Source organism: Pseudomonas sp. NBRC 111123 (assembly GCF_001320205.1).
Taxonomy (GTDB): Bacteria; Pseudomonadota; Gammaproteobacteria; order Pseudomonadales; family Pseudomonadaceae; genus Aquipseudomonas; species Aquipseudomonas putida_J.
Genome location: NZ_BCAZ01000023.1, coordinates 1 through 12168 on the forward strand (window position 1 = coordinate 1; position 12168 = coordinate 12168).

Genomic DNA, 12168 nt, shown 5'->3' on the forward strand with positions numbered 1-12168 from the left:
TGCATCGTCTTCACCGACAGCAACGATACCCTGCCCGCCCTGGCCCCGCAGAGCCTGCCGTTCCACACCCAAAGCGTGACCCAGAAGCAGGACGGCATCACCCAGTGGAGCACGGGTTCGCAACTGCTCAGCGGCAAGCTCAACTGGCGCAGCGTCGACTACCTGGCCCACAGCCAGCCGCGTGAAAGCGTGATGCCAGCCTTGCAGGCCGCCTCGGCGCCGGCGGCGCTGGAGCGTTACGAGTACCAGGGCCAGTACAACTGGCAGAAGCAGGAACGCGGCAATTGGCTCAGCCGCGTGCAGATCGAGCAGCGCGAATCCCAGGCCCGCCGCGTGCACGGCCAGGGCGGCGTGCGCCAACTCGAAGCCGGTCGCTGGTTCGAACTCACCCAGCACCCGCTGTACGAGCGCAAGGCTGCCGAGGCCCGGCAGTTCCTGCTGATCGAAGTGCAGTTCTTTGCCGAAAGCAACCTGCCCATGGCCCAGCAGCGCCGCGAAGCCCCCGGCAGCCTGGCACCCTTGTTCAAATCGGTACGCCCGGCACCGGACGATTCGCTGCTCGGCTCGAAGCTCAGCGAAGCCTCCTACGGCTTCTTCCTCAGCACCTTCGAAGGCCAGCTGCACAGCGCGCCCTACCGCAGCCCGTTCGAGCACGCTAAGCCCACCTTTCCCGGCCCGCAAACTGCCGTGGTGTTCACCCCCTCATGCTCGCTGGCCCCACCGTCCTGAGAAAAAGCAGAAAGGCGGTAGCAGGCCTGATGTTCGATGAACTGTTGCTCAAGTCCAGGGGCAGCGGTAAGAATGTCTATGCATTCAGCCTCGAATACCCCGGCACCCCAGGGTGCAGCCTGGAGCCCTACACCTTGCTCGAACTAAGCACCGTGGACAGCGGGCCTGGGTTCAAGAATGACGAACAGACCCTGCAGTTCTGGGATCGTTTGACGAGCAACTTGAAGCGCCCTATAGCGCTCAACCCTCCACGAACAGCAACCCGATCGCCAACAGCAACTGCACCGCAATGGTCCAGCTGAACCAGGCAGGCCGGCGCCCGCACAGCCAGACCACGGCATTGAGTACCAAGGTGATCACGTTGGTCAGCCAGAAGAACGTGAGGCCCCACATGACCGGGTCGCTCCCCAGAAAAGGCGCATAGCCACCTGAGTCGGCGGCGACATAGAGCGAGAACAGCACGCCGATTACCGCGATGGCGAGGGAGGTAAAGCTGAAGTAGCGCGACAAGCGGGTTGCAAAAGGCGTCATGCGGGGCGGTGCTCCTTGAAAAGGCGCAGTTTACCCAGAACCACCCACGCCACAAACCATGCCTGGCCGCCCCTGCCGATGGAAATGCTGTTAACTTGAGCGTTCCCCACCGCCAAGGACTGCGCCATGTCGCCACGCCCCACTGCCCCCACCGGTTTCATCCGCGTCCGTGGCGCCCGCGAGCACAACCTGAAGAACATCGATGTCGACATCCCCCGCGACGCGCTGGTGGTGTTCACCGGTGTGTCCGGCTCGGGCAAGTCTTCGCTGGCCTTCTCCACCCTCTACGCCGAAGCCCAGCGCCGCTATTTCGAGTCTGTCGCGCCCTATGCCCGGCGGCTGATCGACCAGGTCGGCGTGCCGGATGTCGACGCCATCGAAGGCCTGCCCCCGGCCGTGGCGCTGCAGCAGCAACGCGGCACGCCCAGCGCACGCTCGTCGGTGGGCAGCGTCACCACGCTGTCCAGTTCTATCCGCATGCTCTACTCCCGCGCCGGCAGCTACCCGGCCGGGCAACCGATGCTGTACGCCGAGGACTTCTCGCCCAACACCCCACAAGGCGCCTGCCCGGAGTGCCATGGGCTGGGCCGGGTCTATGAAGTGACCGAAGCGACCATGGTCCCCGACCCTTCACTGACTATTCGCGAGCGTGCCGTGGCGGCCTGGCCGATGGCCTGGCAGGGGCAAAACCTGCGCGACATTCTGGTGACCTTGGGCTATGACGTCGACATCCCCTGGCGCGACCTGCCGCAGGAACAGCGCGACTGGATTCTCTACACCGAAGAGACGCCCACCGTGCCGGTGTACGCCGGCCTGACACCGGCGCAGACCCGCGCCGCACTCAAGCGCAAGCTCGAACCCAGTTACCAAGGCACCTTCAGTGGCGCCCGGCGCTACGTGCTGCATACCTTCATGCACTCGCAGAGCGCACAGATGCGCAAGCGCGTGGCGCAGTACATGCGCCCCAGTCCATGCCCGTTGTGCCAAGGCAAACGGTTGAAACGGGCGGCGCTGGACGTGACCTTTGCCAGCCGAGACATCGGCGAGCTGTCGCGGCTGCCGCTGCAGGCGCTGGCCGAGGTGTTTCGCCAGGTCGCAGCGCCGGGCTACCTGGAGCAGCACGATGACAACCTCACCCTGGAGAAACGCCTGGCCGCGCAACGCATCGCCAACGAACTGCTGGAACGCATCGACACCCTGATCGACCTGGGCCTGGGCTACCTGGCGCTGGAGCGCAGCACGCCGACGCTGTCGTTTGGCGAACTGCAGCGCCTGCGCCTGGCCACCCAGCTCAACTCGCAGCTGTTTGGCGTGATCTACGTGCTCGACGAGCCCTCCGCCGGCCTGCATCCGGCAGACAGCGAAGCGCTGTTCGATGCCCTGCAACGGCTCAAGCAAGCTGGCAATTCGGTGTACGTGGTGGAGCACGACCTGGACACCATGCGCCGCGCCGACTGGCTGGTGGACGTCGGCCCTGCAGCCGGCGAGTGCGGCGGACAGATACTCTACAGCGGCCCGCCGGCGGGCCTCGCGCAGGTCGAAGCTTCGCGCACCGCCGCCTACCTGTTCGCCGAGCAGCAGCGCAACCTGCGCACGCCACGCCAGCCGCAAGACTGGCTGGCACTCGAAGGCATCTCCCGCAACAACCTCCACAACCTCAGCGCCCGCTTTCCGCTGGGTTGTTTCACTTCGGTCACCGGCATTTCTGGTTCGGGCAAGTCGAGCCTCGTCAGCCAGGCCCTGCTGGAGCTGGTCGGGGCCCATCTCGGTCATGCCGAGCAGAAGACCGAACCTGAAGAGCAAAGCCTTGAGGATGAACCTGAACAGATAAGCGCCGGGCGCGTCAGCGCAGGCCTCGACAGCATCAAGCGGCTGGTGCAGGTGGACCAGAAGCCGATCGGCCGCACGCCGCGCTCCAACCTCGCGACCTACACAGGGCTGTTCGACCACGTGCGCAAGCTGTTCGCCGCCACCGAGCAGGCCAAGGCCCGCGGTTTCGATGCCGGCCGTTTCTCGTTCAACGTGGCCAAGGGCCGTTGCGAAAATTGCGAAGGCGAAGGCTTCGTCAGCGTCGAGCTACTGTTCATGCCCAGCGTCTACGCGCCCTGCCCGACTTGCCAGGGCGCACGCTACAACCCAGAGACGCTGGCGGTGAGCTGGCAAGGCATGAACATCGCTCAGGTGCTGCAACTGACCGTCGAGCAGGCGCTGGCGGTGTTCGCCGAGCAACCGCCGGCGCGGCGCTGCCTGCAGGTGCTACAGGATATCGGCCTGGGCTACCTGCGCCTGGGCCAGCCGGCTACCGAGTTGTCCGGTGGCGAGGCGCAGCGGATCAAGCTGGCCACCGAGCTGCAGCGTGTGGCGCGTGGTGCGACCTTGTATGTGCTGGATGAGCCCACCAACGGGCTGCACCCGCAGGATATCGACCGCTTGCTGGTGCAGCTCAACCGGTTGGTCGAGGCGGGCCACAGTGTGGTGGTGGTCGAGCATGACATGCGGGTGGTGGCGCAGAGTGACTGGGTGATCGACATCGGGCCGGGGGCTGGGGATGCAGGTGGGCGGGTGGTGGCCAGTGGTACACCGCAGGTGGTGGCGGAGTGTGCTGACAGCCGTACTGCCGCGTTTCTCGCCCGGGCCTTGTAGAGCCGGTACCGGCCTCTTCGCGGCTAAAGCCGCTCCTACACGGGACGCGCATCTGCTGTAGGAGCGGCTTTAGCCGCGATGAGGCCGGCACAGGTGGATGAATCCTTCCTATACTTCCCCTGGCATCCCTGCATGCCGTCTGCCCAAAACGCGATACCTCACATAACAACAAATGAGGTGGCAAATGGTCTGGCAGCAAATCTACGACCCGTTCGCAAGCCCCGTGCTCTCCACGCTCATGGCCGCAGTGCCGGTGGTGGTGATGCTGGCAGCACTGGCCTTCTTCCATATCAAAGCGCACATCGCTGCCCTGCTCGCCCTGGGCTCGGCGCTACTGATCTCGATCTTCGCCTTCGGCATGCCGGCCAACATGGCAGGCTCGGCTGCGCTGTACGGCGCTGCCAATGGCCTGCTGCCGATCGGCTGGATCGTGCTGAACATCATCTTCCTGCACCGGCTGACCACCGAGAACGGCTCGTTCAAGGTGTTGCAGGACTCGCTGGCACGCATCACCGACGACCGCCGCCTGCAGTTGCTGCTGATCGCATTTTGCTTCGGTGCTTTCTTCGAAGGTGCGGCTGGCTTCGGCACGCCGGTGGCGGTGACTGGGGCAATCCTTATTGGCTTGGGCTTCTCGCCGCTGGCGGCGTCCGGGCTGGCATTGATAGCCAACACCGCACCGGTAGCGTTCGGCGCACTGGGCACGCCGATCATCACCTTGGCCAAGGTCACCGGGCTGGATGAAATGGAGCTGTCGGCCATGGTCGGTCGGCAACTGCCGTTCTTTTCGGTGATCGTGCCGTTCTGGCTGATCTGGGCCTTTGCCGGCTGGCGCAAGATGCTCGAAGTGTGGCCGGCGATCCTGGTGGCTGGCGTCACGTTTGCGGTGCCGCAGTTCCTGGTGTCGAACTTCCACGGGCCCATGCTGGTGGACGTGATCGCCGCGTTGATCTCCATGGCCTGCCTGACCGCCTTCCTGAGGGTATGGAAACCGGCGACGGTGCACACATCGGCGGCACTCACCGGGCGGGTCGACGATTCCAAGGTCGAGGACGACGGCAAAGCAGGCGCCGCGACCACCTTCGCCCAGAGCGACCCGCGCAGCGTGTTCAAGGCCTGGCTGCCCTGGATCATTCTCACTGTGTTCGTGTTCGCCTGGGGCACGGCGAGCTTCAAGAACCTGTTCGACACCCGCCCGGCGCTCGACCCAGCTAGCGGCGCGGCGATGCTCGACCCACAGGGCAAGCCGATGCGTGAAAGCAACCCGGTGTTTGCCCCGGTGTTCACCTTCGACGCGATCCACCAGCAGATCGAGAAGGTGCCGCCCGTTGTCCCGGCGCCTAAAAAGGAAGACGCCCAGTACAAGTTCACCTGGTTCACCGCCACCGGCAGCGGCATTTTCCTCGCAGCGGTGCTGGGCGGGCTGCTGATGGGCTACTCGCCACTGGCACTCGGGCGGCAGTACCTGCGCACGCTGTGGGTGGTGCGTTATTCGCTGATCACCATCGTCGCCATGCTGGCGCTGGGCTTCCTCACGCGCTACTCGGGGCTGGACGCAACCATGGGCCTGGCGTTCGCCGCCACGGGTATCTTCTACCCGATGTTCGGGACCCTGCTGGGCTGGCTGGGTGTGGCGCTGACCGGGTCGGATACGGCCTCCAACGTGCTGTTCGGCGGGCTGCAGCGGGTGACGGCGGAGCAGCTGGGGTTGAGCCCGGTGTTGATGGCGGCGGCCAACAGTTCGGGTGGGGTGATGGGCAAGATGGTCGATGCGCAGTCGATCGTCGTGGCCTCCACTGCGACCCGCTGGTATGGGCATGAAGGCGAGATTCTGCGCTATGTGTTCTTCCACTCGATCGTGCTGGCGGTGCTGGTGGGTGGACTGGTGACACTGCAGGCTTACGTAGCACCGTTCACCGCCATGGTGGTGGGCCGGTAACGGTAGGTCATGGGCTCTTCAGCGCCTGGGCGATCGAGCGCCGCCCGCGCGGCGCATCGCGGATAAATCCGCTCCTACGTTTGTTGCAACGTGGCCATGCCTGTGAGGCCATGGTTTTTAGCCTTGTTTGCAAGGCTCAAGACATGCACCAGGGCGTGCAACCATGGCTTAACAGGTTCGGCACGTTGCAACAAACGTAGGAGCGGATTCATCCGCGATGCGCCGCGCGGGCGGCGCTCGATCGCCCAGGCGCTGAAGACCTTGAGCCAACCACCTGTTCCCACACCCATCACCCCTGAAGTACAGTCAGCCCCATGGACAAATACACCCCGCGCCAGTGGCTCCCGCACGAGAAGCCCAGCCTCCCCGGCTCCCCTTCCACGCCCCTGCACACGCCGGCCAAGCGCCTGGCGTACGGGGTGGTCGGGCTGCTGGTGGCAATTACCGGTGGCCTGGGGAACGCACTGGTCACTGCCAACCTGGTGTTCCTGCAAGGCGCGCTGGGCGCGACCAGCGCCGAGATGGCCTGGCTGCCGGCGGCGTATGTGATGACCAACGTGTCGATCAACCTGCTACTGGTCAAGTTCCGCCAGCAGTTTGGTCTGCGCGCCTTCACCGAGGTGTTCCTGGTGCTGTATGCCCTGGTCACCTTCGCCCACCTGCTGGTCAACGACCTCAACTCGGCCATCGCGGTGCGTGCCGCCCACGGCATGGTTGGCGCGGCACTCAGCTCGCTGGGGCTGTACTACATGATTCAGGCGTTCCCTGAACGTTGGCGGCTCAAAGCCATGGTGCTTGGCCTGGGCGCCTCGCAGCTGGCCCTGCCGCTGGCGAGGATCTTCTCCGAAGACCTGCTGCAGATCGCCGAATGGCGTGGCCTGTACCTGTTCGAACTGGGCCTGGCACTGGCCGCTTTGGGCTGCGTGCTACTGCTCAAGCTACCCCCCGGCGACCGCTTCAAGACCTTCGAGCCGCTGGATTTCCTCACCTTCACCCTGATGGCCAGCGGCGTCGCCCTGCTGTGCGCCGCACTGTCGCTCGGGCGCATCGACTGGTGGCTGGAGGCGCCGTGGATCGGCGTTGCCCTGGCCTGCTCCATTGCCTTGATATTCACCGGCCTTGCCATCGAGCACAACCGCCAGAACCCGCTGCTGATGACACGCTGGCTGGGCAGTGGCGCGATCATCCGCCTTGGCCTGTGCGTGATACTGATCCGCATGGTCACCTCGGAACAGTCCACCGGCGCCGTGGGCTTCCTGCAGGTGTTGAACATGGGTAGCGAGCAGATGCGCTCGCTGTACTGGATCATGCTGCTCGGCGCCGTGGCGGGCCTGGCCAGCAGTGCGCTGACCATCGACCCCAAGCACCTGATCATCCCGCTGTTCGTTTCGCTGATGGCGATGGCCGCCGGGGCGTTCATGGACAGCAGCTCGAGCAACCTCACGCGCCCGGCGCAGATGTACTTCAGCCAGTTCCTGCTGGCTTTTGGCAGCACGTTCTTCCTCGGCCCGTCGATGGCCCTGGGCATCAGCCATGTGCGGGCCAACCCGCGCAACCTGGTGAGCTTTTCGGTGCTGTTCGGCATCTGCAACAACCTCGGTGGCCTGATCGGCGCGGCGCTGCTGGGCACCTTCCAGACCTGGCGCGAGAAATTCCATTCCAGCCACCTGATGGACCGCCTCAGCTACCTCGAACCCTTGGTCAACGCCCGAGTGCAAAGCGGCGGCGCCGGTTATGCCGGGATCCTCGCCGATCCGGCACTGCGCAGCGAAGCCGGCCTGCGCGTGTTGGCCGGCGCCGCCACCCGCGAGGCCAACGTGATGGCCTACAACGACGTGTTCGTGCTGATCGGCAGCATCGCCGTGCTGACCATGATCTGGATTACCATTCGCGGCTCCTGGCTATGGTACGTCGCCCGCCAGGCTGCTTCATCCGACTCCACCAGCGGTACTGCCAGCCGATGACCGAAGAAACCCGTACCACGACCACCACCGCCATTGCCGAAACCCCGGAAGGCAGCACCCCACCCAGCGAACCGAGCAGCCCGTTGCGCACGCGGCGGGTGCGCATCCTGTCCTCGATCAGCTTCGCCTGCGTGGCACTGGCCGGCATTTTGCTGGTGCTCTACGCCTGGAACCTGCCGCCGTTCAGCAGCGCCATCGAAAGCACCGAAAATGCCCTGGTGCGCGGCCAGGTGACGATCATTGGGCCGCAGCTAAGCGGCTATGTCGTCGACGTGCCGGTGCATGACTTCCAGTTCGTCAAGGCCGGCGACCTGCTGGTGCAACTGGACGACCGCATCTACAAGCAGCGCCTGGCCCAGGCCATCGCCCAGCTGCAACAGCAGCAGGCCGCGCTGGCCAACAACCTGCAGCAGCGCAAGAGCGCCGACGCCACCATCGCCCAACGCCAGGCGGCGATTGGCGACGCCTCGGCCCAGGCGACCAAGGCCAAGGCCGACCTCGGCCGCAACCAGGCGCTGGTCAGTGATGGCTCGGTATCGCGCAGCTCGCTGGACCTGGCCCGCGCCAGCGAGGCCGCCGCCGTCGCCAGCTTGGCCCAGGCCAAGGCCGCGCTGGAAATCGCCCTCCAGGACCGCGAAACCGTGGTGGTCAACCGCGCTTCGCTGGAGGCCTCGGTGGAAAACGCCAAGGCCGCCGTCGAGCTGGCCCGCATCGATCTGGACAACACCCGCGTCACCGCCCCGCGTGACGGCCAGCTGGGGCAGATCGGCACGCGCCTGGGTGCCTACGTCAATTCCGGTGCGCAGCTGATGCCACTGGTGCCCGATACCCTGTGGGTGATCGCCAACATGAAGGAAACCCAGATGGCCGACGTGCGCATTGGCCAGCCGGTTACCTTTACCGTCGATGCCTTGAACCACTTGAAGCTGTATGGCCACGTACAACAGATTTCGCCGGCCACCGGCTCTGAGTTCGCGCTGCTGCAGGCCGACAACGCCACCGGCAACTTCGTGAAGATCGCCCAGCGCATCCCGGTGCGCATCACCGTCGACCCCGGCCAGCCAGACGCCGCGCGCCTGCGCCCGGGCATGTCGGTGGTGGTGAGCATTGATACGCGCAACAAGGAATGACGCCCCCATGCAGTTGAACAACCTGATCCGCCGCCTGGACCTGGTCACCTTGCAGCTGTTCGTGGCCGTTCACGAAGCAGGCAGCCTGACCCGTGCTGCGGCGCGCGAGGCCATCGCGGTGTCTGCTGCCAGCAAGCGCCTGAATGAACTGGAGGGCGCGCTCGGCTCGCCGCTGTTCCTGCGCCAGGCCCGCGGCATGCAGCTCACCCCGGCCGGCGAGACCCTGCTGCACCATGCCCGGCGCATGCTGTTCAACCTGGAGAAGATCGGCCTGGAGCTGGGCGAGCACCTGCAAGGCGTGCGCGGTTACGTGCGGATGCTGGCCAACCTGTCGGCGATCATCCAGTTCCTGCCCGAAGACCTTGCCGCGTTCAGTGCCGACCATGCACAGATCAAGGTCGACCTGGAGGAGCGCCCGAGCGGTGGCGTGGTCCAGGGCCTGCTTGACGGTGTCGCTGACCTGGGCATCTGCTCTGGCGACAGTGATACCCGCGACTTGCATGCCGTGCCCTACAAGCGCGACCAACTGGTGCTGGTGGTGCGCCAGGGGCATCCACTGGCCGAGCTACCGCAGGTGGCCTTTGCCGAGACCTTGGACAACGACTTCGTTGGCCTGCACTCGGCCAGTTCGATCAACATGCGCACAGTCGAGGCCGCACGCCGGGCCGGCAAGGTCCTGCGCCTGCGCATTCATGTGCCGAGCTTTGATGCGGTGTGCCGCATGGTGCAGGCCGACATGGGCGTGGGTATCCTGCCACGCAAGGCCTTCGAACTGTTCGGTGGCGCACTCGGCTTGCGCGCCGTGGCCCTGAGCGACGACTGGGCCGAGCGCGAGTTGCTGCTGGTGGCACGCGAGCTGGAGGCGCTGTCGCCGGTAAGCCGGTTGTTGTTCGAGCAACTGCGGGGAGTCGAGCAATAGCCGCCAAAAGGTCGGTACATGAGCAGCACCAACCCTTCGCGTTTCGCGAACGGTAGTTGCCGACACAGGATTGGTGCCCTGCTTCTGCCAGCCTTACCCTCTACCTCAAAGTCCAAGAACAATGAGGTACGCAACATGCCCGCTCCCCTCGAAGGCATCCGGGTGCTGGAAATCGGCACGCTGATCGCCGCGCCCTTTGCCGCCCGCCTGCTCGGTGAATTCGGCGCCGAAGTGATCAAGATCGAAGCCCTGGGCCAGGGCGACCCCCTTCGCAAGTGGCGAAAGCTGCACGACGGCACTTCACTCTGGTGGTACCTGCAATCACGCAACAAGAAGTCCCTGGCGCTGGACCTCAAGGCCGCCGAAGGCCTGGCCATCGTCAAGCAGTTGCTGCAGGAAACCGACGTCCTCATCGAAAACCTGCGCCCCGGTGCCCTGGAAAAACTCGGCCTTGGCTGGGACGTACTGCATGCGCTCAACCCGCGCCTGACCCTGGTGCGCATCTCCGGCTACGGCCAGAGTGGCCCGTACCGTGACCGCCCGGGCTTCGGCGCCATTGGCGAGGCCATGGGCGGCATCCGCTATACCACGGGCGAGCCTGGTGCCGCACCGGCGCGTGCCGGGGTCAGCCTCGGGGACTCGCTGGCCTCGCTGCATGCGGTCATGGGTGCCCTGCTGTCGCTGTTCAATGTGCGCGCCAACGGTGGGCTCGGCCAGGTGGTCGATGTGTCGCTGGTGGAAAGCGTGTTCAACCTGATGGAAAGCCTGATCCCCGAATACGACCTGCTTGGCCACGTGCGTGAGCGCAGTGGCGGCGCGTTGCCCGGTATTGCGCCGTCGAACACTTACCGCACTGCCGATGGCGCCTTTGTGGTGATCGCCGGCAACAGCGACCCGATCTTCCGCCGCCTGATGCAGGCCATCGGCCGGCCCGACCTGGGTGCAGCCAGCGAGTTCGCCCACAACGACGGCCGCGCCGCCCAGGCCGCGCTGCTCGACGACGCCATCGAACAGTGGACCCGCCAGCACTCGATCGACGCGGTGCTGGCCGCGCTGGAACTGGCTGAAGTCCCGGCCGGGCGCATCTACTCGGTTGCCGATATCGTCAATGACCCGCACTACCAGGCACGCGACATGCTGCTCGACAGCCAGTTGCCCGATGGCACCGCTGTGCGCATGCCGGGCATCGTGCCCAAGCTCTCCGCCACGCCAGGCCGTGTCGACTGGCAAGGGCCGGCGCTGGGCGAGCACACCGACGACGTGCTTGGTGGCCTGGGGTTCGCTGCCGCCGACATCGCCCGCCTGCGCAGCCAGGGGGTGGTGCAATGATCCCAGCCAACCCTGAGCAGCTGATCATCCAGGAAGTCGCACCGCGCGACGGCCTGCAGATCGAACCAACCTGGGTCGCCACCGAAGACAAGATCGCCCTGATCGACGGCCTTTCACGCCTGGGCTTCAGCCGTATCGAGGCTGGCTCGTTCGTCTCGCCCAGGGCGATCCCGGCATTGCGCGACGGCGATGCGGTGTTCCGCGGCATACAGCGCCACCCGGGGGTGGTCTATGTAGCATTGATCCCCAACCTCAAGGGCGCCGAATTTGCCTTGGCGGCCGGCGCCGATGAGCTGAACCTGGTGCTGTCGGCCAGCCAGTCGCACAATCTGGCCAACATGCGCATGCGCCGCGAACAATCGCTGGCGGGCTTCGGTGACATCGTGCAGGCCGTGCAGGGGCGGCCGGTCAGCCTCAATGCCACAGTGGCGACCGCCTTCGGCTGCCCGTTCGAGGGGCGCATCGATGAAGACCTGGTGCTGCGCCTGCTTGATGCGTACCTGGAACTGGGCGTGCACGGCGTGACCCTGGCCGACACCACCGGCATGGCCAACCCGCGCCAGGTCGAACGCCTGGTACGCCGCAGCCTGGAGCGGGTGCCGGCAGGCATGCTCACGCTGCATTTCCACAACACGCGGGGCCTGGGCCTGTGCAACGTGCTGGCTGCCTATGAAGCCGGGGCGCGTCGCTTCGATGCCGCCCTCGGCGGGCTCGGTGGCTGCCCGTTCGCCCCGGGTGCGTCCGGCAACATCTGTACCGAGGACCTGGCCAACCTGTGTGCCGAAACCGGCATCCCCACCGGCATCGACCTCGATGGCCTCATTCGCCTGGCGCGGGGCCTGCCTGCCCTGCTCGGCCATGAGGTGCCCGGCCAGCTGGCCAAGGCCGGCCGCAATTGCGACCTGCACCCGCTGCCGGCCGGCCTGCCCGCCTGATCCACTGCGGTAACCCGGGGTTCGCCCCACCAGACAACAAGAACAACAG

Annotated in this window: 10 protein-coding genes; 9 read left to right on the top strand and 1 reads right to left on the bottom strand. The window is 65.7% G+C overall.

Annotated features, from left to right (window positions below):
* On the top strand, window positions 1-729 hold a 729-nt coding region (locus tag APH27_RS13555; RefSeq protein WP_177331672.1), incomplete at its 5' end, for a contractile injection system protein, VgrG/Pvc8 family.
* Between the two features lie 29 nt (window positions 730-758).
* Window positions 759-1031 carry a T6SS immunity protein Tli4 family protein gene (locus APH27_RS27145; protein WP_371262712.1) on the top strand — a complete coding sequence of 91 codons (273 nt, stop codon included), beginning with the start codon at window positions 759-761 and terminating at the stop codon, window positions 1029-1031.
* On the opposite strand, the gene APH27_RS13560 is transcribed toward APH27_RS27145, so the two are convergent.
* Window positions 970-1260 carry a hypothetical protein gene (locus APH27_RS13560; protein ID WP_027918989.1) on the bottom strand — a complete coding sequence of 97 codons (291 nt, stop codon included), beginning with the start codon at window positions 1258-1260 and terminating at the stop codon, window positions 970-972. The genes APH27_RS27145 and APH27_RS13560 overlap by 62 nt on opposite strands.
* Window positions 1261-1386: 126 nt before the next feature.
* On the opposite strand from APH27_RS13560, the gene uvrA reads away from it, so the two are divergent.
* The 7 genes from uvrA (at window position 1387) to APH27_RS13595 (ending at window position 12119) form a co-directional block, all read left to right on the top strand.
* Window positions 1387-3903: an excinuclease ABC subunit UvrA gene (gene uvrA, locus APH27_RS13565; RefSeq protein ID WP_060485080.1), complete on the top strand. Its 2517-nt coding sequence runs from the start codon at window positions 1387-1389 to the stop codon at window positions 3901-3903.
* A gap of 184 nt (window positions 3904-4087) precedes the next feature.
* On the top strand, window positions 4088-5842 hold the full coding sequence (locus tag APH27_RS13570; protein ID WP_027918991.1) for an L-lactate permease: 1755 nt from the start codon (window positions 4088-4090) through the stop codon (window positions 5840-5842).
* A 314-nt stretch (window positions 5843-6156) separates the two neighbouring features.
* A complete protein-coding gene (locus tag APH27_RS13575) occupies window positions 6157-7806 on the top strand; it encodes an MFS transporter (protein WP_060485081.1) in 1650 nt (549 codons plus the stop codon).
* Complete coding sequence (locus APH27_RS13580) at window positions 7803-8936, top strand: HlyD family secretion protein (RefSeq protein WP_060485082.1); 1134 nt, start codon at window positions 7803-7805, stop codon at window positions 8934-8936. Before APH27_RS13575 ends, APH27_RS13580 begins: the two co-directional genes overlap by 4 nt.
* A 7-nt stretch (window positions 8937-8943) precedes the next feature.
* Window positions 8944-9855: a LysR family transcriptional regulator gene (locus APH27_RS13585; protein WP_027918994.1), complete on the top strand. Its 912-nt coding sequence runs from the start codon at window positions 8944-8946 to the stop codon at window positions 9853-9855.
* 135 nt (window positions 9856-9990) lie between these two features.
* Window positions 9991-11184, top strand: a complete 1194-nt coding sequence (locus APH27_RS13590) for a CaiB/BaiF CoA-transferase family protein (RefSeq protein WP_060485083.1) — start codon at window positions 9991-9993, stop codon at window positions 11182-11184.
* The gene (locus tag APH27_RS13595; protein WP_060485084.1) at window positions 11181-12119 is read left to right on the top strand and encodes a hydroxymethylglutaryl-CoA lyase; all 939 of its coding nucleotides are present in this window, start codon (window positions 11181-11183) and stop codon (window positions 12117-12119) included. Before APH27_RS13590 ends, APH27_RS13595 begins: the two co-directional genes overlap by 4 nt.
* Window positions 12120-12168: the final 49 nt, after the last annotated feature.